The organism is Herbiconiux sp. FW305-C-125, from assembly GCF_058783455.1.
This window is the reverse complement of record NZ_JBYSYO010000002.1, coordinates 552,286-574,145: the sequence shown is the minus strand read 5'-3', so window position 1 is coordinate 574,145 and position 21,860 is coordinate 552,286. Positions and strand designations below refer to the sequence as shown.

The 21,860-nt window shown below is 70.9% G+C and carries 24 protein-coding genes; 14 read left to right on the top strand and 10 right to left on the bottom strand.

The features are described 5' to 3' along the window. The first annotated feature begins 3 nt into the window (after positions 1-3). Both dhaL and dhaM read left to right on the top strand, forming a co-directional pair. On the top strand, positions 4-657 hold the full coding sequence (gene dhaL / locus AC3WLB_RS10155; RefSeq protein WP_492505583.1) for a dihydroxyacetone kinase subunit DhaL: 654 nt from the start codon (positions 4-6) through the stop codon (positions 655-657). Further along, positions 623-1,357 (top strand): dihydroxyacetone kinase phosphoryl donor subunit DhaM, encoded by a 735-nt coding sequence (gene dhaM, locus AC3WLB_RS10150; RefSeq protein WP_492505581.1) that lies wholly within the window; start codon positions 623-625, stop codon positions 1,355-1,357. The genes dhaL and dhaM overlap by 35 nt, the downstream gene beginning before the upstream one ends. Before the next feature lie 29 nt (positions 1,358-1,386). On the opposite strand, the gene AC3WLB_RS10145 is transcribed toward dhaM, so the two are convergent. Continuing rightward, positions 1,387-1,830: a nitroreductase family deazaflavin-dependent oxidoreductase gene (locus AC3WLB_RS10145; protein ID WP_031283835.1), complete on the bottom strand. Its 444-nt coding sequence runs from the start codon at positions 1,828-1,830 to the stop codon at positions 1,387-1,389. 163 nt (positions 1,831-1,993) lie between these two features. Between AC3WLB_RS10145 and AC3WLB_RS10140 the strand changes: the two genes are divergently transcribed. Further along, positions 1,994-2,317 carry a hypothetical protein gene (locus AC3WLB_RS10140; protein WP_492505579.1) on the top strand — a complete coding sequence of 108 codons (324 nt, stop codon included), beginning with the start codon at positions 1,994-1,996 and terminating at the stop codon, positions 2,315-2,317. Positions 2,318-2,335: 18 nt separating this feature from the next. Here AC3WLB_RS10140 and AC3WLB_RS10135 read toward each other — a convergent pair whose 3' ends face one another. Next, positions 2,336-2,683 carry a UBP-type zinc finger domain-containing protein gene (locus tag AC3WLB_RS10135; RefSeq protein WP_492505577.1) on the bottom strand — a complete coding sequence of 116 codons (348 nt, stop codon included), beginning with the start codon at positions 2,681-2,683 and terminating at the stop codon, positions 2,336-2,338. 137 nt (positions 2,684-2,820) lie between these two features. Here AC3WLB_RS10135 and AC3WLB_RS10130 point away from each other — a divergent pair, with 137 nt between their 5' ends. From AC3WLB_RS10130 to AC3WLB_RS10120, 3 genes are read left to right on the top strand one after another with little or no spacing between them, the layout of a single operon-like run. After that, complete coding sequence (locus AC3WLB_RS10130; RefSeq protein ID WP_022897711.1) at positions 2,821-3,594, top strand: SDR family oxidoreductase; 774 nt, start codon at positions 2,821-2,823, stop codon at positions 3,592-3,594. Beyond that, positions 3,594-3,995: an iron chaperone gene (locus AC3WLB_RS10125; RefSeq protein ID WP_492505575.1), complete on the top strand. Its 402-nt coding sequence runs from the start codon at positions 3,594-3,596 to the stop codon at positions 3,993-3,995. The genes AC3WLB_RS10130 and AC3WLB_RS10125 overlap by 1 nt, the downstream gene beginning before the upstream one ends. Positions 3,996-4,002: 7 nt before the next feature. After that, positions 4,003-4,770 (top strand): DNA adenine methylase, encoded by a 768-nt coding sequence (locus AC3WLB_RS10120; protein WP_492505573.1) that lies wholly within the window; start codon positions 4,003-4,005, stop codon positions 4,768-4,770. A gap of 56 nt (positions 4,771-4,826) precedes the next feature. On the opposite strand, the gene AC3WLB_RS10115 is transcribed toward AC3WLB_RS10120, so the two are convergent. The 5 genes from AC3WLB_RS10115 to AC3WLB_RS10095 are packed head-to-tail and all read right to left on the bottom strand — an operon-like array spanning position 4,827 to position 11,280. Beyond that, positions 4,827-6,119 carry an FAD-dependent oxidoreductase gene (locus tag AC3WLB_RS10115; protein ID WP_492505571.1) on the bottom strand — a complete coding sequence of 431 codons (1,293 nt, stop codon included), beginning with the start codon at positions 6,117-6,119 and terminating at the stop codon, positions 4,827-4,829. Continuing rightward, positions 6,116-7,789, bottom strand: a complete 1,674-nt coding sequence (locus tag AC3WLB_RS10110) for a dipeptide ABC transporter ATP-binding protein (RefSeq protein WP_492505569.1) — start codon at positions 7,787-7,789, stop codon at positions 6,116-6,118. The genes AC3WLB_RS10115 and AC3WLB_RS10110 overlap by 4 nt, the downstream gene beginning before the upstream one ends. After that, positions 7,786-8,655 carry an ABC transporter permease gene (locus AC3WLB_RS10105; RefSeq protein ID WP_492505567.1) on the bottom strand — a complete coding sequence of 290 codons (870 nt, stop codon included), beginning with the start codon at positions 8,653-8,655 and terminating at the stop codon, positions 7,786-7,788. Before AC3WLB_RS10105 ends, AC3WLB_RS10110 begins: the two co-directional genes overlap by 4 nt. Next, the gene (locus tag AC3WLB_RS10100; RefSeq protein ID WP_492505565.1) at positions 8,652-9,665 is read right to left on the bottom strand and encodes an ABC transporter permease; all 1,014 of its coding nucleotides are present in this window, start codon (positions 9,663-9,665) and stop codon (positions 8,652-8,654) included. Before AC3WLB_RS10100 ends, AC3WLB_RS10105 begins: the two co-directional genes overlap by 4 nt. After that, positions 9,640-11,280, bottom strand: coding sequence for an ABC transporter substrate-binding protein (locus tag AC3WLB_RS10095; RefSeq protein WP_492505563.1), 1,641 nt, complete (start codon positions 11,278-11,280; stop codon positions 9,640-9,642). The genes AC3WLB_RS10100 and AC3WLB_RS10095 overlap by 26 nt, the downstream gene beginning before the upstream one ends. 170 nt (positions 11,281-11,450) lie before the next feature. Between AC3WLB_RS10095 and AC3WLB_RS10090 the strand changes: the two genes are divergently transcribed. After that, positions 11,451-12,818, top strand: coding sequence for an LLM class flavin-dependent oxidoreductase (locus tag AC3WLB_RS10090; RefSeq protein ID WP_492505561.1), 1,368 nt, complete (start codon positions 11,451-11,453; stop codon positions 12,816-12,818). An 18-nt stretch (positions 12,819-12,836) separates the two neighbouring features. Here the strand turns inward: AC3WLB_RS10090 and AC3WLB_RS10085 are convergent, their stop codons facing one another. Both AC3WLB_RS10085 and AC3WLB_RS10080 read right to left on the bottom strand, forming a co-directional pair. Further along, positions 12,837-14,183 carry an MFS transporter gene (locus AC3WLB_RS10085; protein ID WP_022898791.1) on the bottom strand — a complete coding sequence of 449 codons (1,347 nt, stop codon included), beginning with the start codon at positions 14,181-14,183 and terminating at the stop codon, positions 12,837-12,839. Then, entirely contained in the window at positions 14,180-15,229 is a 1,050-nt protein-coding gene (locus AC3WLB_RS10080; RefSeq protein WP_492505559.1) for an isopenicillin N synthase family dioxygenase, read from the bottom strand. Before AC3WLB_RS10080 ends, AC3WLB_RS10085 begins: the two co-directional genes overlap by 4 nt. A gap of 195 nt (positions 15,230-15,424) precedes the next feature. On the opposite strand from AC3WLB_RS10080, the gene rpsO reads away from it, so the two are divergent. Further along, positions 15,425-15,694 carry a 30S ribosomal protein S15 gene (gene rpsO / locus AC3WLB_RS10075; protein WP_022898789.1) on the top strand — a complete coding sequence of 90 codons (270 nt, stop codon included), beginning with the start codon at positions 15,425-15,427 and terminating at the stop codon, positions 15,692-15,694. Positions 15,695-15,763: 69 nt separating this feature from the next. Here rpsO and AC3WLB_RS10070 read toward each other — a convergent pair whose 3' ends face one another. Then, positions 15,764-15,946 carry a hypothetical protein gene (locus AC3WLB_RS10070; RefSeq protein WP_492505556.1) on the bottom strand — a complete coding sequence of 61 codons (183 nt, stop codon included), beginning with the start codon at positions 15,944-15,946 and terminating at the stop codon, positions 15,764-15,766. Between the two features lie 155 nt (positions 15,947-16,101). Between AC3WLB_RS10070 and AC3WLB_RS10065 the strand changes: the two genes are divergently transcribed. The 6 genes from AC3WLB_RS10065 (at position 16,102) to AC3WLB_RS10040 (ending at position 21,712) form a co-directional block, all read left to right on the top strand. Beyond that, positions 16,102-17,298, top strand: a complete 1,197-nt coding sequence (locus tag AC3WLB_RS10065) for an LLM class flavin-dependent oxidoreductase (protein WP_492505554.1) — start codon at positions 16,102-16,104, stop codon at positions 17,296-17,298. 2 nt (positions 17,299-17,300) lie between these two features. After that, positions 17,301-17,933 (top strand): FMN reductase, encoded by a 633-nt coding sequence (locus AC3WLB_RS10060; RefSeq protein ID WP_022898787.1) that lies wholly within the window; start codon positions 17,301-17,303, stop codon positions 17,931-17,933. Positions 17,934-18,001: 68 nt separating this feature from the next. Next, positions 18,002-19,147 carry a type III polyketide synthase gene (locus AC3WLB_RS10055; RefSeq protein WP_492505552.1) on the top strand — a complete coding sequence of 382 codons (1,146 nt, stop codon included), beginning with the start codon at positions 18,002-18,004 and terminating at the stop codon, positions 19,145-19,147. Beyond that, complete coding sequence (locus AC3WLB_RS10050) at positions 19,144-19,884, top strand: class I SAM-dependent methyltransferase (RefSeq protein WP_492505550.1); 741 nt, start codon at positions 19,144-19,146, stop codon at positions 19,882-19,884. Before AC3WLB_RS10055 ends, AC3WLB_RS10050 begins: the two co-directional genes overlap by 4 nt. After that, the gene (locus AC3WLB_RS10045; RefSeq protein WP_492505548.1) at positions 19,877-21,073 is read left to right on the top strand and encodes an FAD-dependent oxidoreductase; all 1,197 of its coding nucleotides are present in this window, start codon (positions 19,877-19,879) and stop codon (positions 21,071-21,073) included. The genes AC3WLB_RS10050 and AC3WLB_RS10045 overlap by 8 nt, the downstream gene beginning before the upstream one ends. A gap of 51 nt (positions 21,074-21,124) precedes the next feature. Beyond that, complete coding sequence (locus AC3WLB_RS10040) at positions 21,125-21,712, top strand: hypothetical protein (protein WP_492505546.1); 588 nt, start codon at positions 21,125-21,127, stop codon at positions 21,710-21,712. Positions 21,713-21,860: the final 148 nt, after the last annotated feature.

Genomic DNA, 21,860 nt, shown 5'->3' with positions numbered 1-21,860 from the left:
CGCATGAGTGTGGGCATCACGTGGGCGACGGATTGGATTCGCGAGAGTGCGCGGGTCGTGTCGGAGCACAGGGTCGAGCTGGTGACTCTCGACCGGGCGATCGGCGACGGCGACCACGGCGAGAACCTCGATCGTGGGTTCACGGCCGTGCTGGCCAAGCTCGACGACCTGCCGGCCGACGCCGCTCCCGGTGATGCCCTCAAGCTCGTGGCGACCACGTTGATCTCCACGGTCGGCGGAGCCTCCGGGCCGCTCTACGGCACCGCCTACCTCAAGGCCGCCGGTGCGGTCGGGGCCGAGCAGGAGCTCGATGGTGCCGCGCTCGTGGCGCTGCTGACGGCGGCGCGCGACGGCATCGTGCTGCGCGGCAAGGCGGAGCCCGGTGACAAGACGATGATCGACGCCTGGACCCCGGCGGTCGACGCCGCCGGGGCGGCGCTGGCCGAGGGCAAGTCCGAGGCCGAGATCCTCGACGCCGCCGCCACCGCGGCCGAGGCCGGTGCGGTCGCCACCGAGCCGCTGGTCGCACGAAAGGGGCGGGCGAGCTACCTGGGCGAGCGAGCCATCGGGCATCGCGACCCCGGCGCGCAGTCGTCGGCGCTCATCCTGCGCGCAGCAGCGGATGCGGCGAGCGGCAGCGCCGGAACGGTCGCCTAGCGTGGCGGGCACGCCGGGCAAGGTCGGGCTGGTCTTCGTCTCGCACAGCGCCAAGATCGCCGAAGGCCTGGTCGAGCTGGCCGGGCAGATGGCGAGCGGAGCCACGCTCGTCGCCGCCGGCGGAACCGACGAGGACGGCATCGGCACGAGCTTCGAGAAGGTGAGCGCGGCGATCGCCGAGGCCGACTCGGGCTCCGGAGTCGTGGTGTTGTGCGACCTGGGCTCGGCCATCCTGACCGCCGAGACCGCGCTCGACTTCCTCGACGACGAGGTCCGGGAGCGGGTGCGGATCGTCGATGCACCCCTCGTGGAAGGCGGCGTCGCCGCGGCTGTGGCAGCGGAGACCGGGGGAGACCTGGCGGGAGTGGTGGCCGCGGCGGAGTCGGCGGCGGGTGCGCCCGCCCCGGCCGGCGCCGGGCCCGAAGCGGAGCCCCGCGCATCCGGAGGCCTGACGCGAACGGTGACCATCGTCAACAAGGACGGCCTGCACGCGCGGCCCGCGGCGGAGTTCGTGAAGCTCGCGGGCACCTTCCCGGTGAAGGTCACCGTGAACGGCAAAGACGCCAAGAGTCTGCTCGGCATCATGTCGATGGGCCTCACGCGCGGCTCGACCGTGGAGGTGGCGAGCGACGACCCGGCGGGCGAGGAGGCCGTGAACGCGCTGGCCGATCTCATCGAGAGCGGTTTCGGCGAGGCCTGAGCCCACTCGCGGTCGGGTGGCGGGTGGCCTCAGAGCACGTCGACGGGGTCCAGCACGAAGACCGGGATCTCCCGGTCGGTCTTGGCCTGGTAGTCGGCGTAATCGGGGTAGGCGGCCACGGCGCGCTCCCACCAGAGGGCCTTCTCGTCGCCCGTCACCTCGCGGGCGACGTAGTCGCGCTTGACCGGGCCGTCCTGCAGCTCGACGTGGGGGTTCGCGACCAGGTTGAAGTACCAGACCGGATGCTTCGGGGCCCCGCCGAGGGAGGCGACGACGGCGTATCGCCCGTCGTGCTCCACGCGCATCAGCGGGGTCTTGCGGAGCTTCCCCGTCTTCGCCCCCACCGAGGTGAGGATGATGACCGGCATTCCGCGGAGCGTCGTGCCTGCCGTTCCACCCGAGCTCTCGTAGGTCTCGAGCTGCTTTCGCGCCCAGTCGGACGTCCCTGGTTCGTACTCTCCCTGCAATGGCATGCTGCCGACCTTACCGTGGGCGGTTCTGAGCACCGCGCTTCCGTGCGAAAATCGAATCCCGGGGGACGCCGCAATCAGCCGATCGGAAGGGTCGAACACCACCATGGCCAGCAGTGCAGGAACGAAATGCCCGGTCTGCGGAAGATCGGTCGCTGTGGGGCTGGTGTCCCAGACCCTGATCCAGCACGAAGACAAGACGGGTATGCGCTGCCCCGGCAGCGGGCAGGCGCCGGTGGTGCCGGCGCCGCGCGCGGCCGCAGGTCCGCGCACTCGCTCGGCCGGCGCGTCGTCCCGGCCGTCCCGCCCGGCGGCGGCCAAGGCGAGCCCGGCCACCAAGGGGGCGCTCAGCGTGCGCCGCGTGGAGGTCGACCCGGAGGCGCTGCGCGAACGGCAGGAGCGCGCCGAGCGGCTGCGGCAGGAACGGGCCGCCGCGGCTCGGGAACGCAACGAGGTGCACGTGTCCTACTTCGACGAGCCCGGCGCCTGAGCCGGTGCGGCGCGGCGCTCAGTTGAGTCGTTCGCGCCAATCGGCCGGCACGGCACCCGCGGGGCCGGGAGCCGGCTGGTCGATCGGATGCGCATCCGGGGCCGCCAGCGTGGGACCCGTCGCGTAGTCGGCGGATTCGTAGTCCCAGTACCAGTCCTCGCCGGGTTCGAAGGACTGGATGATCGGGTGGCCGGTCTGTTCGGCATGGCGCCGCGCGTGCTGGCTCACCGAGGAGTCGCAGCAGCCGATGTGCCCGCACTCGGCGCACCGGCGGAGGTGGAACCACCAGCCGCCCGTGTCGGTGCACTCGACGCAACCGGTGCCGGACGGCGGGACCTCGGGGCGGATCGCGGTGTCGTTTGCCATGCCCCAAGCATCCACTACTGCACAGCCGGCGGCAATTCCTGATCCGTCCCCATTCTGTTCGGGGGTCTGGCCCGGCAGCGGCGGCTCCACTACCGTCGGAGCCAACCTGCAAGTCGCGGGCCGAAAGGGGAGATGGGATGCGCGATCTCGAAGGCAAGACGGCTCTGGTCACCGGAGCCAGCAAAGGCATCGGCTTGGCGATCACCCGCGGTCTGGTCGACGCGGGTGCGTTCGTGGTGGCGGGTGCGCGATCGTCGTCGGCCGAGCTCGACGCGCTCATCGGGAGCGGATCGGTGCGCTTCGTCAGCGCCGATCTCGCCGCCCCCGATGGGCCGGCAGCGCTCGTGGCGGCCGCGGGCGGTGTCGATGTGCTGGTCAACAATGTCGGCGCAGCGACCACCAGGGTCGACGGATTCCTGTCGGTGAGCGACGACGACTGGCTGCGCTCGCTGACCCTCAACCTTCTGGCCGCGGTGCGGACCACGAGGGCGGTGCTTCCCGGCATGCTGTCCGCCGGCCGGGGCAACGTCGTCACGGTGGCGTCGGTCAACGCGCTGCTACCGGATCCTGCGGTCATCGACTACAGCGCCGGCAAGGCAGGCCTCCTCAACGTCATGAAGTCGCTGTCGAAGGAGTACGGCCCGCAGGGCATCCGGGTGAACTGCGTGAGTCCCGGGCCGGTGGAGACCGATCTGTGGTTGGGCGGCGGGGGCGTGGCCGAGACCGTGTCACGAGCCAGCGGACTCGCCCCGGAAGACGTGGCCAGTGCCGCGGTTGCGGGTGCGGCGACGCGGCGGTTCACCCATCCGGAGGAGGTGGCCGATCTCGTGGTGTTCCTCGCCAGCGACCGGGCCGCGAACCTCACGGGCGCGAACATCACCATCGACGGCGGACTGGTTCAGGGGCTCTGATGGCCGAGCAGCGGTTCGCGTCGGTCGACGACTACATCGACTCCTTCCCCCACGACGTGCAGCCGGTGCTCGCTGAGCTGCGCAACACCATCCGGGCGGCGGCACCGACCGCGGTCGAGAGCATCAGCTATCACATGCCCACCTACAGCACGAGCGAGCGCGCGCTCGTCTTCTTCGCGGGCTGGCAGACGCACGTGGCGCTCTATGCGGTCCCCGGGTTCGAGGGGCCGCTCGAAGCCGAACTCGCGCCGTTCCGGGCCGCGAAAGACACCGTGAAGTTCTCCCTGCGCCGGCCCGTTCCCTACTCACTCGTCGACCGCGTGGTGCGCGAGCTCGCTCGGCTGCGTGCCGGCGCCGACGAACTGCCGGCGGCGCGAGAGGGCGTGCACCAGGAGGCATGATGGAGAGGTGTCGCCCTACCTCGACGATCCGCGCCGCCGCCGCGCCGCAGGCTTCCTGGCCGATGCGGTGCCCGACGAACTGCGGGGCTGCTTCGTGCCGCTGCTCGACGGCGGCGCGGCGGCCATCGCGCTGCTGCAACGGCATCCCGAAGCCTGGTTCGCGCTGAGTAGCCCCAACGCCGACGTCATCGCGGTGTGGGATGCCGTGCGAGACGACGCCGAGGCGGTGGTGGCGGGGGTACGCGAGCTCGCGGCGGCGCATGATCCGCAGACGTTCGCCGCCGTGCGCGACATCCGTGCCGACGAGCTGCAGCGGATGCCCGCCGCCGAACGGGCCGCCCGCTTCGTCTACCTGCGCGGTACCGCCCGGCCGGGAGCGACGGGGGAGCCGCTCGCACTGTTCGGCGACGCCGAGTACGGCAGAGACACGGTCGCCTACGATGCCGGCGCAGTGCGGGCGCTCGGGCGCCTCCTCCGCGAGCGGGATGTGGCGCTCTCGGTGCGCGGGTTGTTCGAGGTGCTTCCCGAGGTGGGTGAGGACGATGTCGTCGTGCTCGACCCGCCGGCCGGCGCGGTGGTGGCGCGGGAGCTCCGCAGCTTCGTCGGCGCGGTGACGGCCCGCGGCGCCGGGATCGTGGCGAGCGACCTCGGCGACGGCTTCTACGCCGGTTGGCCCGGACTGCTGCGAGCCGATCCGACGAGTGCTCCGGACGACGAGCCGGTCTGGGTCAATACCGTGCTCCAGCGCATCGTGCTCAGCCAGCGCACGGCGTGACGTCCCGACGTCGCCGGTCGACCTCGCCGTGTGCGTCGGGAACGTAGTGCTCGGGGTCAGGCGCCACGATGGGCCGCGCCGGCCGCGCCGGCCGCGGCAGCCGCAATGGGTGCTGCGCGACGTCGGTCGTTGCGCAGAGCGAAGCGCGCGGGGGCGGGGATGCCCTCGGCGAGGCCCGCGAGCAGGTGTCCGATCGCCGGAGCGAGGCCTGCGCCGGTCGAGCCGAAGCCGGTGCCGACCACGACCGGGCCGATGCGGTCGATCACGGCCCCGCCATCGTGCACCGTCGTGACGAGGAGCGAACGCGGAGCGGGAGCGGTCGGGTCGGCGCCGGGCAGCCATTCCCGCGCGTAGCGGAGGAGGGCGGCGAGTTCGCGGGACGACACCGCACTGCTGACGCCGGGAGCGGCGGGCTGACGGGCGGATGCCGGTGCCGGTGCCGACGCCGGAAACACCGGTACCCCCACCTCCGCCGGGAGATCGTGTGTGCGCCAGCCGAGCGTGACGGCGCCCGGCCCGCCCAATACTGTGGCTGCACCCCGCCAGTACCGATGCCCGGGAGCGGTGCGATCGGGCAGGTGCAGCACCGCCGGAACCGGATGGCCGGCGCCGCCGAGCGTGACCGTCTCGTCCCGGCTCGTGCTGAACCGGGGCATCGTCACGAGTCCCCGGAGGAGCCGTACCGTGCTCGCCCCCAGGGTCACGACCAGTCGTCGGCACTCGATCTCCTCGACGACCGCGTCCGGGCCTGCTGGGCCGGTGCGAGCCTCGATGCGTGCCCGGTCGTCGCCGAGGATGCGGATGCGCGTGATCGTCGTGCCCGACCGCAGACGTGCGCCATGCGCGACGGCCGCCGCCCGCAGGGCGGCGAGGGCGGCTGCGTCCGAAAGCCGGCCACCCTCGGGCGCGTACACCGCCGGGCCGCCGAAGCGCAGCGCAGGCCAACGGGTCTGCGCCTCGGTGGCACCCAGCAGCTCGGTTCCGCCCCACGACCAGGGCAGCGACGATTCGGCGCCCGGCAGACCGGCGTGGCCGTGCACCACCGACCCGGTGCCGTCGAGAAGCCGCACACCCGACACCGCCTCCAACTCGCGCCAGCCGTCGGCCGACTCGATGGCCATCCGGTGGCGCACCGGGTCGGGCCAGAGCACGCTGAGCGCTCGACCCGGCGCATCCTCGACCCCCACCGCATACTCGGCTCCCGATGACTCCTCGGCGCCCGGCGCCGCTGCGCCACCCGCGCCTTCATCGACCAGCAGCACCTCAGAGCCGAGCCGGGCCAGCTGCCAGGCCGCTGCCGAGCCAGCGCTGCCCGCCCCGGCGACGATCGTGTCGACGAAGGGGATCACCGTGCGGCCGCCCCGGCGCCCGTCTCCGCGCCCGTTCCCGCCTCCAGCGTGGGCAGCGACCGCACCAGCTCGCGGGTGTACGGGTGCTGCGGCCGCAGGAACACGTCGTCCGCCGTTCCGCGCTCGAGCACCCGCCCGTCCTTCATCACCAGCACGGTGTCGCTCATGTGGTGGATCACCCCCAGGTCGTGCGAGATGAAGAGGTAGCTCAGACCGATGCGGTCCTGGAGCTCCACCAGCAGGTCGAGGATCTGCGCCTGCACCGAGACGTCGAGCGCCGATACCGCCTCGTCGAGCACGATGATCGAGGGCTCCGTCGCGAGGGCGCGCGCGATCGCGACGCGCTGCCGCTGTCCACCCGAGAGCCGCAGCGGCAGCCGCGGCAGCACGTCGTGCGCGAGCCCGACCTGGTCGAGCAGCTGCCGCACGCGGGCATCCGTGTCGGGCACGGGCCGATCCGCCTGCCCGACCGCATCGACGAGGATGCGCTCCACGCTCCAGCGCGGATCGAACGAGCTCAGCGGGTCTTGATACACCACCGCGATGCGGTTGCGCAGGGCGCGCCGCCTGCTCTCCCGCACGCTCGACCACGGCTGCCCCAGCAGGGTGACCGTGCCCTCGTCGGCGCCGGTGAGGGCGAGCGCGATCCGCGCCGTGGTGCTCTTGCCCGAGCCGGACTCGCCCACGATGCCGAGCGTCGTGCCCCGGTCGAGCGTGAACGACACCCCGTCCACGGCGGTGCTCAGCAACCCGCCGGGCCTTCGGAAGCGCTTCACCAGGTCGCGCGCCTCGAGCACCGGGCCGTCGATCGACTCGACCGGGGTCCGCTCATCCGCAGCGCCCGTCGGCAGCTCGATCGCCGGACCCAGTCGCTCGCCCCGGGTGTGGCCACCCGGTACGGCATCGATGAGTGCCCGCGTGTAGGCGTGCTGCGGCGCGGTGAGCAGCCGCGCCGCCGGGCCGCTCTCCACCACCGATCCGCCCTTCATCACGAGGATGTGGTCGGCGAGCCGCGCCACCACTGACAGGTCGTGGCTGATCAGGACGACCGAGGTGCCGCGCTCCTTCATCCCGGCGATGAGGTCGAGCACCTGCGCCTGCACGGTCACGTCGAGGGCGGTGGTGGGTTCGTCGGCGATCACGAGTTCAGGCGCGAGGGCGAGCGCCGAAGCGATCAGCGCCCGCTGGCGGAGGCCGCCGGACAGCTCGTCCGGCCGCTGCCGTGCCCGCAGCGCCGCGTTCGGCACCCCGACCGATTCGAGCAGGTCGACCACCTTGCGCCGCCGTGCGCGCCGCGACCCCCAGCCGTGCAGCGCGAGTGCCTCTGCGATCTCGGAGCCGACCGGTCGCAGAGGGTCGAGCGAGACCAGGGCGTCCTGCAGGATGAAGCCCACCCGACGCCCCCGGATGCTCCGCCACTGGCGCGCGGAGGCGGTGGTGAGATCGATCCCGTCGAACTCCAGTGCCCCCGCCGACACCCTGGCGCCGGCACCGGTGAGCCCGACGACGGTGCGGGCGGTGACGCTCTTGCCCGAACCGGATTCGCCGACGATCGCCACACACTCCCCGGGCGAGACCGTGAACGAGACGTCACTCACCACCGGACGGGTGCGGCCGCCGCGCTCGAAACCCACGTCGAGGTGCTCGACGCGCAAGAGAGGTGTCGTCATTTCTCCGCCTTCTCGAGGATGTTCTGGATGTGCTTGCCGAGCGTCGTCGCCGCGAGGGCGAGCACGACGATCACGAGCCCGGGCAGCACCGTGAGCCAGCCCGCCACCGTGATGTACTGCTTGCCCGCATCCAGCAGCGCACCCCACTCCGGGGAGGGCGGCGCCACGCCGAGACCGAGGAACGACAGGCTCGACGCCCACACGATCGACTGGCCGACCGACAGCGCGAAGATCGCCACGAGGGGCCGGAGCGCGTTCGGCAGCACGTGGGTGCGGAGGATCCAGGAGTGTGGATGCCCGAGGGCGACCGCGGCCTCGACGTAGCCGGAGTCCTTCGCGGTGAGGATCTGCCCGCGGATGATGCGCGCATAGCCGGGCGCCGTGCCGATGCCCACCGCCACCACCTGCGACCACGCCGACGGGCCGATGACCGCCACCAAGAGCAGCGCCAGCAGCAGCGTGGGGAACGCGAACAGCACCTCGATGAGCCGGTTCACCGCCGCCGACGCGAATCGCCCGGCCAACGCGGCGAGCGACCCGAGCACGAGCGCCAGCGTCAGCGACACGGCCGTGGCGCCGACGCCGATGAGGAGCGACTCGCGGGTGCCGAAGATGACGCGACTGTAGAGGTCGCGCCCGGATTCGTCGGTGCCGAACCAGTGCGCGAACGAGGGCGGCTGCAGGGATTGGGTGAGGTTCATCGCGTACGGGTCCTGGGTGGCGAGTGCGACCGGGACGACGGCGACCACCACGAAGAAGAGGAGCACCGCGATCGAGAGGTAGAGGCCCCAGGGGGTCGCGGCGAGCTTCGCGCTGACGGGCCTCGTGAGCTCCGGCCGGCCGAGCGGGGTGGTGCTGGTGGTCATGGTGTCCTCAACCTCGGGTCGATGATGACGTAGGCGATGTCGACGAGGATGTTCGCGACGACGTAGAGCGCGGCGATCAGGATGACGATCCCCGTGACGACGGGCAGGTCCTGGGTGTTCACCGCGGTGACGAGCACCGAGCCGATCCCGGAGCGGGTGAAGATCGACTCCACGATCACGGCGCCCGAGATGGTGGCGCCGAGCGCCCAGCCGGAGAGCGTGACGGCCGGCAGCACCGAGTGCCGCAGCACGTGCCTGAGGCGCACGCCCCAATCGCTCATGCCGCGCATCCGGGCCGTGATGACGAACGGCTGGTCGAGCGAGCGTTCGAACTCGGCGCGGGTGGCCTGACCCATGAACCCGGCGAGCGGGATGGCCAGCGTCAGCGCCGGGAGGAAGAGGCCGTCGGCGCTCGTGCCGCTGATCACCGGGAACCAGCCGAGGGTGAGGGCGAACACGAGCAGCAGGATGATGCCGAGCCAGTAGTGCGGGAGCCCCGCGACCGCCGTGTCGACCACCGCGCCGACCGCGCTGAGCTTTCGCCCCCGCCCCGCCGTGAGGGTCACCCAGACCACCATGATCAGCCACGCCAGCGCGATCGCCGACAGGGTCAGCACGATGGTGGGCCACATCTGCTCGCCGATGATCGCGGCGACCGCGCGGTGCTGCTGGTAGGAGGTGCCGAGGTCGCCGGTGACGATGCCCCGGAGGTACTCGAGATACTGCACCAGCAGCGGGTTCTGCAGCCCGTACTCCTGGTTGATCGCGGCGAGCTCCTCCGGCGTGCGCTCGATGGCCTGACCGGCGCGAATGTTGAGGATGATCGTGGCCCGGTCACCCGGCAGCGCGGTCTGGGCGAGGAAGGCGGCGGTGGCCGCGCCCCAGAGCACGACGACCGCACCGCCGAGCTTGCCGGCGACGAGCCGCCACGGGAAGCGCCGGAGGGCGCGCGCGCCGGCCGGGTCGCCGACGCGCGCCTCGACGCTACTGCTCGACGAAGTACGCGTCATGGAAGATCGGTCCTCCCTGTGCGTTCTCCTGCCAGACGTCCTTGAGGTACGGCGAGACCGCGAGGGTGCTCAGCCGGTCGTAGAGGCCGATGGCCAGGGCGTGATCGGCGATGTACTGCTGCGCCTTCGCGTAGAGCGCGTTCCGGGCATCCGGGTCGGCCGTCGAATTGGCCTGCAGGATGTAGTCCTCGAGCTCGGGGCTGTTGAGGAAGGCGGCGTTGTTGTAGTTGGGGGCGTCGGGCGTGCTCTGCGCCCAGTTGATGAGCAGGATGCCCGAACCCACGCTCGTCCAGTAACCCGCCGAGATGTCCTTCTCCGAGGGCTTGGAGTAGGCGCCGGCGAAGAACTCGCTCTGCGGCACCGGCACCAGCTTCACCTTGAACCCGGTGGCCTTTGCCTGCTCCTGCACACCCTGCAGGATGGAGGCGCCGTCGGCGTTGATGATGGAGCCGGCGCCGTAAGGCAGCACCACCTCGAGGGTCGCGCCGTCTTTCGTGCGGTAGCCGTCGGAGTCGCGCCCGGTCCACCCCGCCGCGTCGAGCAGCTCGTTCGCCTTGTCGGCGTCGAAGGAGTAGGTGTCGGCCGCCTCCTCGCTCCAGCCGGGCGTCGTCTGGCTCACGCCGCCGTTGCCCTCGTAGGGGATGACGCCGCGTCCGATGGTCTCCACCAACGGCTCGCGGTCGAGGCTGTAGGCGAAGGCCTTCCGCACGTTCTCGTCGGTGAACGGGCCCTCGGCGGTGTTGAAGGTCAGCTGTTGCGGGCGCCCGTGGGTCACGTACTTCTCCAGCTGGTAGCCCTGGCCGTCGAGGTTCGACCACTCGATGGCCGGCACGTCGTAAATGGCGTCGGTCTCGCCGGCACGGAGCGACGCGACCCGGGTGGTGGGGTCGGGCACGAACTTCCAGTCGATCTCGTCGACGTAGGCGGGGCCGGAGTGCTTCGCGTTCGCGGGCGGCGAGGTGTAGTCGTCGTTGCGGGTGAGCACGATGTCCTGCCCGCGGTTCCACTGCTTCACCACGAACGCGCCGGAGCCGATCGGGCTGTCGCAGTTGTCCTCGTCGCTGCGCGTCTCGAGTGCCTGCTTCGACTGGATGCCGAAATACCCCTGGGTGAGCGTCTCCGGCAGCAGCGGGTAGGGCTTCTGCAGGTGGATCGCCACCGTCGTGTCGTCGACGGCCTCGGCCGACTGGTAGTAGCCGTTCAGCCACACCTTCGCCGTGCTGTTGCCGCCCTGCAGCCAGTAGTCGAAGTTGTAGGCGACGGCCGCCGCGTCGACGGGGGTGCCGTCGGTGAAGCTCACGCCCGGCTTCAGGTGGAAGGTGTACGTGAGCTGGTCGTCGGATTCCGCCCACGACTCGGCGAGCCACGGCACCACGGAGCCGTCGGCGTCGAGCGAGACGAGGCTGTCGAGCACCTGCTGCGAGAGGTAGGCCTGCTCGATCCAGCCGCCGAACACGCACGCCGGCTCCTGCTGGTGGCCGTAGACGATGGTGCCGCCCGTGACCCGTGGCGCATCGGTGGCGGGGCCGGCCGACGCTCCCGCCGAGCAGCCGGCGAGGGCGAGGGCTGCGACGGCGAGGGCCGCGATCGGGACGATCGAGAGTTTCTGGGGCATGGCGCGGTTCTCCTGAACGCAAGCTCGAGGGGTTGGGATGCTCAGACGGTAGGCGGATGCGCGGGCGCGCCGAAACCCGCCGGCGTCACATGACGACGCCCGGCGTAACTGTTTTGCGGCGTGTTACGGCCGGCTTGCGGTGCCACCGGAGCGCAGCCGAGAGTGACCGCATGAGCACAGAGCTGCACTTCAACGGATTCGAGATGAACACGCCGAGCCACATCAACCACGGGCTGTGGCGGCACCCGCAGAACAACCGGCACCGTTACACCGAGCTGTCGTACTGGACCGAAACCGCGAAGCTTCTCGAGCGCGGGCTGTTCGACGCGATCTTCCTCGCCGACGTGGTGGGCACCTACGACGTCTACGAGGGCAGTCGCGAACCCGCGGTCGTCCGTGGTCTGCAGACACCCAACAACGACCCGTTCCTGCTGGTGCCGGCCATGGCGGCGGTGACCTCGAACCTCGGCTTCGCCGTGACGTTCACCACCACCTACGAGCAGCCCTTCCCGAATGCGCGACGTTTCAGCACGCTCGACCATCTCACCGGAGGGCGGGTCGCCTGGAACGTCGTCACCGGTTACCTGCCGGATGCGGCGCGCAACTTCGGTCTCAGCAACCAGGTCAAGCACGACGACCGCTACGACCTCGCCGAGGAGTTCCTCGAGGTCTCGTACAAGCTCTGGGAGAGCTCGTGGGAGGCCGACGCGGTGGTGCGCGATGCCGCTGCCAACCGCTACACCGACCCGCAGAAGGTGCGTCAGATCGACCACGAGGGGCGGTTCTTCACCGTGGCGGGGCCGCACCTGTCCGAGCCGTCGCCGCAGCGCACCCCGGTCATCTACCAGGCCGGCGCATCCGATCGCGGGCGCGTGTTCGCCGCCCGCCATGCCGAGGCCATCTTCGTGGGCGCCCGCACACCTGAGCAGGCGCGGAAGGTCATCGGCGACGTGAAGGAGCTCGCGGTGTCGCTCGGGCGGCGGGAAGACGACATCCGCTTCCTGATCGGGCTCAACGTCGTCGTCGCCGAGACCGAGGCCGAGGTGAAGCAGAAGCTCGACGACCTCCTCTCCTACCGCGACCTGGTGGGCTACCTGGTGCACTTCGGCGGGGGATCGGGCATCGACCTCTCCCGGCTCGGCGCCGCCGAGTACATCGAGTACAAGGCGCGCGACCACGTGCAGTCGATGGAGTCGGCGTTCGCCGACAAGACCGTGCAGAGCGTGGTCGACTACTACGACGACCCGTTCCAGGACCCGTTCTTCGTGTACGGCACACCGACGCAGGTGGCCGACCGCATCGAGGAGCTCGCCGACTCGATCGGCCTCGACGGGTTCAACCTCGTGCAGTACCTCTCACCGGGCACCTTCGAGGACTTCGTCGAGCTCGTCGTGCCCGAGCTCCAGAAGCGCGGCCGCTACCGCACCGCCTACACCCCGGGCGAGACGTTGCGCGAACGGCTGTTCGAAGGGCGCGGTGCGTTGCTGCCCGAGCGGCACCCCGGCGGAGCGGTGCGGGCCGGCGCGACCGCCCGGTGACCCGGTGGGGCGCCGCTGCTACGGCTTCGGGTCGGCGGCGTCGTAGGCGCGGAACGAGTGCACGAGCCGCAGGATGAGCGTGGCCGCGGCCACGATCACCAGGCCGCCGAGCACCGGCGGGAACCACAGCGCCGCGAACACCGAGAGCGCGCCGACGTAGAGGTCGCCGATGCGCGGGCCGCCCGTGACCACGACGGTGAAGACGCCCTGCAGCCGGCCGCGCATGTTGTCCGGAACCGCCGTCTGCAGCATGGTGCCGCGGTAGATGGCGCTCACCTCGTCGGAGGCGCCCGCGCCGATCAGGGCGAGCGCGGCCAGCGCGAGCGCGGGCAGGTTCGCGTCGGCGATGTCCTGCGTCACGGGCATCCGGGCGGCGGATGCGACGAGCACGACCACGCCGAACGCCACGATGAACCCGCCGTAGACCTGAACGGCGTGCGCGATGGCGCGGCCCTGCATGCGCACGTGCCCGAGCCGGCCCGAGAAGACGCCGGTGAGTGTGGAGCCGATCGCGTAGCCCGCGGTGAGGATGCCCACGGTGATCGCCCCCCCGCCGAGCACCAGGGCGCCGATCGCCGGGAAGAGCACGCGCGGTTGCCCGAAGGTCATCGCCGCGATGTCGATGAGGAAGGAGGCACGGATGTTCGGAGCGCGCTTCAGGAACGCGAAGCCGTGCCGAAGCGACTCGAGCCCCGGCCGGTGCACCTCACCCTCGGGGAGGATGCGGGGGAGCGCGGCGATGCCGAGGAACGCGGCCACGAAGAGCACGACGTCGACGGAGTAGGTCCAGCCGAAGCCCACGGTGGCCACGAGCACGCCGGCGAGGGCCGGGCCCACCGTCACCATGATGCCGAAGGTGATGCCGTTGAGCGCGGCCGCAGCGGGCAGGAGCTCGCGCGGCAGCAGCCGCGGGAAGATCGCCGAGCGGGTGGTGGTGATGACGGTGGCGGCGACCGCGTTGAGCGTGGAGAGGGCGTAGAGCGCCGCGACGCTGTCGGCGCCGGTCCAGGCCAGCACGGCGATGGCGGCGGTGGACGACCACGCCACGATGGCGGCGATGAGGGCCACCAGGCGGCGGTCGAACGCATCCGCCAGCATGCCGCCGTACAGGCCGAACACGATCATCGGCACGAGCGCGAACAAGGCGACCCCGGAGACGGCGAGGGTCGACTCGGTGAGGCGGTAGATGTCGAGACCGACCGCCACGATGGTCATCTGGCTGCCGATGCCCGAGATCGCCTGCCCCGCCCACAGGCGCGCGAACGCGGGGCTCGCGCGCAGCGGGGTGAGGTCGGCGAAGGGGTTGCGGCGGCGGGCGGGTTCGCTCGCCGCCGCCTGGTCGGGTGCTGGTGCCGGGTCGCTCACGCCTGGTTGTTCTGTGCGGAGGCTGCCGCGATCTTCTCGACCAGGTCGGAGTGGTGGCGGGCCGCGACATCCGGATGCGCGCGCAGCCGACTCTTCAATGCGTTCTCACCGTAGGTGGTGAAGATCGGGTTGCCCGGGTCGGCGGTGATGCCGCGGGTCTCGGCCTTGAGGTCGGCGGGGAGCTCGAGCACCGGGATGGTGGCGTCGAGGGCGGGCGCGTAGAAGAAGGGGATGGAGATGCGGTCGTCGCCGATGCGCGGGGAGATCACCCGGTGCACGGTGGCCTTGAGGTAGCCGTCGGTCGCGACCTCCAGCAGCTCACCGATGTTCACCACGAAGGCACCGTCGATCGGCGGCGCGTCGATCCACTCGCCGTCCTTCTCCACCTGCAGGCCGCCCTTGCCCGGTTCGACGAGGAGCAGGGTGAGCACCCCCGAGTCCTTGTGGGCGCCGACGCCCTGCTTGGGCTCGGGGTCGCTCTTGCCCGGGTAGCGCACGATCTTGATGAGGGTGGAGGGGCGTTCGGCGAAGGCGGCGTCGAAGACGTGCTCGTCGGCGCCGAGCGAGAGCGCCCACTCACGCAGGAGGGTGAGGCTCACCCGGGTGAGCTCGTCGTACCACTCGGTGACGACCTCCTGCAGCTCGGGCAGAGCGGCGGGCCACTGGTTGGGTCCGTCGAGGCGCATGTAGTCGGGGGTCGCCGGGGTGCGTTCGACCTCCGGTCGCTCCACGCCGATGTCGATCTGCTCGCGCCAGTCGATCTTGCCCTGGGTGAGCTCGCCGCCCACGCGGGTGTAGCCGCGGAAATGCGGGCTCTGCAGGTTCTCGATGGCGAGCTTGTCGGCCTCGGGCAGGTCGAAGAAGCGGCGGGCCGTCGTCATCACCCGGTCGATCAGCTCCTGCGGCACGCCGTGGCCCACGAGGTAGAAGAAGCCGTAGTCGTGGGTGGCCTCGCGCAGCTCGGTGCGGAAGGCCTCGGCCTCCGCGTCGCCCTGGGCGAGACGGGAGAAGTCGAGGAGGGGGAGGGTGCTGGTGGTCGATGTCATGTTGTTTCCGTTCCGCGAACTGATAACGCCCTTTCACTATGGTCTCTTCCCGCCGCGGAGACGATTCGGCGGCCCGAATGTTACGACGGTGTTTCTGGTAAGCTCTTCAGGTTGCCGTGAAGACGGCCGCGGATAAAGAGAGCCACAGCATCCGGCTGCCTGGCACCGCGCAACGAGAGAAAGGGGATCCCATCTATGGCACTCGAAGCAGACGTCAAGAAGGCGATCATCGAAGAGTACGCAACCCACCCCGGTGACACCGGATCCCCCGAGGTCCAGGTCGCGATCCTGACCAAGCGGATCAAGGATCTCACCGAGCACCTCAAGGAGCACAAGCACGACCACCACTCGCGTCGTGGCCTGCTGCTGCTCGTGGGCCAGCGTCGTCGTCTCCTGGGCTACCTCCAGGACATCGACATCGACCGCTACCGTTCGCTCATCGAGCGACTCGGCCTGCGCCGCTAGCTCTTCGTAGCCCTCGCGTTTCCTTCAGACGGGCCGTCATCCTCCGGGGTGGCGGCCCGTTCGTCGTTCTCAGTGGTCGGGCGGGCGACGCTGGAGTTGTGACCACCCGTGCGAGAGTTCTGCATGCAGGCGGTCCCTCCGCAGTTCGAGGAGCTCGATGAGGCCATCGATCGCGTCGAGTTGCCGCACGATGAGTCGCCACTGGTACGGCCATGTCGCGGCCCGGCCGAACGATTCGCCTTGCTGATTCATGCGATCAGTGAACCGGAACTGAGTCGTGCACCGCCCGACTCGACCGAATCTGTGGAGGGAATAGATTCGCGCGAGCGTTGTTGATAAGGGTATTCATGCAAATGCATGGAAATGGAGAGGGCGGCGTGAGCCGCGAGCAGCGAGGTTGAGAGAACATGCAGTTCGGAATCTTCACCGTCGGAGACGTCACCACCGACCCGACGAACAACACCACCCCCACCGAGAACGAGCGCATCAAGGCCATCCTGACCATCGCGCAGAAGGCCGAGGAGGTCGGGCTCGACGTCTTCGCGCTCGGTGAGCACCACAACGAGCCCTTCGTGCCCTCGAGCCCCACCACGATGCTCGGCTACGTCGCCGCCAAGACCGAGAAGCTCCTGCTGAGCACCGCGACGACCCTCATCACCACCAACGACCCGGTGAAGATCGCCGAGGACTACGCGATGCTGCAGCACGTGGCCGACGGCCGCGTCGACATGATGATGGGCCGCGGCAACACCGGCCCGGTGTACCCGTGGTTCGGCAAGGACATCCGCCAGGGCATCCCGCTCGCCATCGAGAACTACGCCCTGCTGCGCCGCCTCTGGGACGAGCAGGTCGTCGACTGGGAGGGCAACTTCCGCACGCCGCTGCAGGGCTTCACCAGCACCCCGCGCCCCCTCGACGGCGTGGCGCCGTTCGTCTGGCACGGCTCGATCCGCAGCCCCGAGATCGCCGAGCAGGCCGCCTACTACGGCGACGGCTTCTTCGCGAACCACATCTTCTGGCCGAAGGAGCACTTCCAGCGCCTGGTGAACTACTACCGCCAGCGCTTCGAGCACTACGGCCACGGCACGGCCGACCAGGCCTTCGTGGGCCTCGGCGGCCAGGTCTTCATGGCGAAGAACTCGCAGGACGCGGTGAACCAGTTCCGCCCCTACTTCGACAACGCCCCGGTCTACGGCCACGGCCCGAGCCTCGAGGACTTCACCTCGCAGACCCCGCTCACCGTCGGCAGCCCGCAGCAGGTCATCGACCGCACGCTCACCTTCCGTGAGACCTTCGGCGACTACCAGCGCCAGCTGTTCCTGATGGACCACGCCGGCCTGCCGCTGAAGACCGTGCTCGAGCAGCTCGACATCCTGGGCGCCGAAGTGGTGCCCGTGCTCCGCAAGGAGATGGACGCCAAGCGCCCGGCGCACGTGCCCGACGGCCCCACCCACGCGAGCGAGATCGAGCGGATGCGCGCCCGCGAGGCCGCACGCCAGGCCGCCGACCTCGACGGGCAGTCCGCCGTCGCGGCCGAAGCGGCCCGGGCCGAGAACTCGTCCACCACCCACACGGGTGCCGCCTTCGGCATCAAGGGAGCGTAGTCATGACCGAGAACATCAAGCAGCTCGTCGCCATCTCGTCGGGCCTCAGTCAGCCGTCCTCCACGCGGCTGCTGACCGACCGGCTCGCGGATGCGACGGTGGCCGACCTCCGGGACCGCGGGGTGGACGTGGAGCTCCGCACCATCGAGCTCCGCGACATCGCGCAGGACATCACGAACAACCTGATCACCGGGTTCCCGAGCGCGAAGTTGCAGAGCGCCCTGGACGCGGTGGCCGGCGCCGACGGCCTGATCGCCGTCACGCCGATCTTCACGGCCAGCTACAGCGGCCTGTTCAAGTCGTTCTTCGACGTGATCGACAACACGGCGCTCACGGGCCTCCCGACCCTGATCGCCGCGACCGGCGGCACGCCCAGGCACTCGCTGGCGCTCGAGCACGCGGTGCGCCCGCTGTTCAGCTACCTCCGGGCCCCGGTCATGCCCACGAGCGTCTACGCCTCGAGCGAGGACTGGGGGAGCGGCGCCGACGGCGTCGCGTCGCTGACCGACCGCATCCACCGGGCCGCCGGCGAGCTGGCCGACGCGGTGGAGCGCTCCGACCGCTCCAGCCGCGTGGTCGACCCGTTCGCGCTCGACGCCTCGTTCAGCCCCGTCGGCGGGTACGGCGCTCAGTAAACCGGGTGGCGCATCCGGGATTGCTGAGTCAGGCCCATGCAAGCACATGATCGTGCTTGTATGGGCCTATGTCAGTGAGCGTGCGAACCATCCAGACCGCGGTTCCCGAGACGGTGCTCCGGCAGGCGGATGTGCGTGACGTGTTCGCCGCTCAAGAGGGTCTCTCCCGCCTCGGCCAGCGGCTGGTCACCGCCTCCTTCGACGCCTCGGCCATCGAGACCCGCTACTCGGTGATCGACGAGCTGACCCTCGATCAGCAGTACGACGATCCGCAGTTCTTCGATCTGGCCTCCGGCGCCCTGCTCGCGCCCTCGACCCGGGTGCGCAACGAGCTCTACATCGAACGGGCATCCGCCCTCTACCTGGAGGCGGCGCAGAAGGCCCTCGACGCCGTGCCGAGCCTCACCCCCGGCGACATCACGCACGTCGTCACCGTCTCCTGCACCGGGTTCTTCGCGCCCGGCCCCGACTACGTGCTCGTGCGCCAGCTCGGGCTCGCCCCCAGCACCCTGCGCTACCACGTGGGGTTCATGGGCTGCTACGCCGCTTTCCCGGCGCTCCGGATGGCGAAGTCGTTCTGCGAGGCCGACCCCGACGCCGTCGTGCTCGTGGTCAGCGCGGAGCTCTGCACCCTCCACGTGCGCTCCTCGAACGAGCCCGACCAGATCGTGGCCTCCTCGGTCTTCGCCGACGGCGCCGCCGCGGCGATCGTCACGGCCCGCGACCTGCCGGCCGACCCCGGCACACCGTTCGTGCTCGACCTCGACGCCTTCGAGAGCGTGCTGACGCCCGTCGGCGAGGAGGACATGGCCTGGAAGATCGGCGACGAGGGTTTCGAGATGATCCTCAGCTCGTATGTGCCGAAGATCATCGACGAGCACATCTCCGGCGCGCTGGAGCCGCTGCTGGCCCGCGACGCCACCATCGGTGAGGCGCCGAGCGCCGACATCGCCCAGTGGGCCGTGCACCCGGGCGGCCGGAGCATCCTCGACAAGGTGGCGGCGAAACTCGACCTCTCCGACCGGCAGATGGCCGCCTCCCGTGGGGTGCTGCGCGACTTCGGCAACATGTCGAGCGCGACCATCCTGTTCGTGCTGAAGGCGATCCTCGAGTCGTCGACGCCGCCCCGCGACGGCGACCGGGTCTGCGCCATGGCGTTCGGCCCCGGCCTCACCGTCGAGACCGGCCTCCTCACGGTGCGGGCGGCCGCGTGACGCTGCTGCGCTCGAGCCTGCGCCGGCGTGCGGTCGACGCGCGCGAACTGATGGACGACCCCGCCTGCGACCCCGAACTCCTGGCCCGCACCTACGAGCAGTTCCGCGTCGTGAACTCTCTTGTCTCGGGGTGGCGCGGGACGTACCGCGACCGCATCCGCCCGCTGCTCTCCCCGGTGCTTCCGTCGACCCTGCTCGACATCGGCTGCGGCGGCGGCGACATCGCCCGGGCCCTCGCGCACTGGGCGGCGGAGGACGGTCTGCAGTTGCAGGTCACCGCGATCGATCCGGATGCCCGTGCCCTCGACTTCGCGGCGCGCACCCCCAACCCCGACGGCGTCCGATTCCTGCTCGCCGAGAGCAGTGAGCTCGTCGATGCCGCCCAGCGCTTCGACTTCGTGGTCTCCAACCACGTGCTGCACCACCTGACCCCCGAACAGCTGGCCGACCTCCAGGTCGACAGCGAGCTGCTCTGCCGAGGGCTCGCGCTGCACAGCGACATCCGGCGCAGCCCGGTCGCCTACGCCGCGTTCTCGGTGGGCACCCTCCCGTTCTTCCGCCGCTCGTTCATCCGCGACGACGGCCTCACCTCCATCCGGCGCAGCTACACCACCGCAGAGCTCCGCGTCGCCGCCCGCCGCGGCTGGAGCGTCGAGGCGCAGCCGCCCTACCGCAACCTGCTCAGTTACGCCGCGAGCTCCGCGGCCAGAACCGGGGGCGCCGAACCGGATGCATGACGTCGCCGTGGTGGGTGCCGGCCCGTCGGGGCTGTTCCTGGCCCTCGCGCTCGTGCGGCGCGGCGTCGACGTCGTCGTGCTCGAGCGCCGTGGCGGCCCGCGGGTGCACTCCCGGGCGATCGGCGTGCATCCGCCCTCCCTCGCCGCGCTCGAACGACTCGGCGTGCTCGAGCCGGTGCTCGCGGCCGGGGTACGGATCGACCGGGGCATCGTCCGCATCGACGGCACCGTGGCCGCGGCGCTCGACTTCGCGGCGGTGCCGGCGCCGCATCCGTTCGTGCTGTCGGTGCCGCAGGTAGCGACCGAACGCATCCTGCGGGGCGAACTCGCGAGCCGGGCTCCGGATGCGCTCCGCGGCGGCGTGCAGGTCGAGCGGTTCGAGCGGCGGTCCGGCTCCGTCGCCGTGCTCGGCCGCACGGCGCGCGGTGACGCCTTGCGGGTGGACGCGCGCTACGTAGTGGGCGCCGACGGGCCGCTCAGCACCGTGCGGGCTGCGGCGCGCATCCGCGACACCGTGCACGAGTATCCCTACCGGTACGTGATGGGCGACCTGGTGGACGGCACCGACGAGGGGCCGGTCGCGGTGCTGCATCTGCACCCGCAGGGCATCGTCGAGTCGTTCCCGCTGCCCGGCGGCAAGCGCCGCTGGGTGACGCACCTGCCGGATTCGGGCACCGTCGCCACCGCGACCCGGGCCGACTCGGGCGAGACGAACGACCCGGCGGTGGCGGCGCTGCTGTCGCGGCTCATCCGGGAACGCACCGGCCTCACGACGGATCCGGGCGGCGCGAGCATGACGAGCGTCTTCGGGGTGCGCCGGCGCAGCGTGCCGACGATGGGGGACGGACGGATGCTCGTAATCGGCGACGCCGCGCACGAGGTCAGCCCGATCGGCGGGCAGGGCATGAATCTCGGCTGGCTCGACGCGGCGGCGCTCGCCGAGGTGCTGCCTGAGCTGCTGGTGTCGGGCGCGGGGGCGGAGGAACGCGCATCCGCTCTGCTTCGTCGGTTCAGCCGCACCCGGCTCCGCTCGGCCGGTCGGGCGGCCCGGGTGGCTGAGTTCAACATGGCGATGGGGCGGCCCGCGGCGCGCCCGGGTTTCGCGATCAGAACCGGGGTCGCGCGGGCGGCGGCAGCCGGCGTGCTGCAGGATCGGCTGGCGCGCATGTTCACGATGCACGGGCTCTGAGCCGGGCCGCGGACGACCGGTGCTGGCCCGTCGACAGGGCAGACTAGGGGAATGAACTCTGCGCGCCGATGGAAGCCGTTCTGGCGCTGGGAGGCCCTGCTGTTCGCCCTGGTGCTGGCCCTGGCCATCGCCGCGAACTTCGTCTCGCGCGCGGACTGGCCGGTGGTCGGCCCGGTGCTCTCGATCGGGCTGCTGGTCGCGGCCGTGGTGATCGCCGTGCTGCTCGTGCTGCCGCTGTTCCGGCGCACCGGCCGGGACAGCGAGAACACCCGGCGCACTCTCGACGGCATCGAGCTCGTGCCGATCGTGCCCGACCGCACGCTCCGGGTGATCGAGACCGAACGCCGGCAGAACGCCATCGACGCCGCGCAGGCGAAGGCGCACGGGACGATCACGGCGGTGCTCACACCGGATGCCAGCCGCTGGCTCGGGCGGGAACTGCGGGTCGCCGTCGACATCGTCGGCGACGACGGGGTGTTCTACCGCGCCGGTTTCGTGCCGCGCGAGGTCGACTTCGCGCTCGGCGCCGAGCTGCGGGCGCTCGCGGCGCGCGGTGCCGCCCTCGTGGTGCCGGTCACGATCGAGGGCAGCACGCGCCCGTTCACGGTCGAATTCGGCCTCGGGCCGGTGCCCGGCTGACACCCGCGCGAGCGTTCCTCGGTTCTGCGGCTCACGGCTGGTAAGATGAAGAGGTTGAGAGCAGGCTGGCAGGAAGCTGGTCCTCGGTGGTGGGTTTCCGAAACGCGCGTGCGTCACGGAGATTTTCTACTGGTGGCCAGCATGTGTT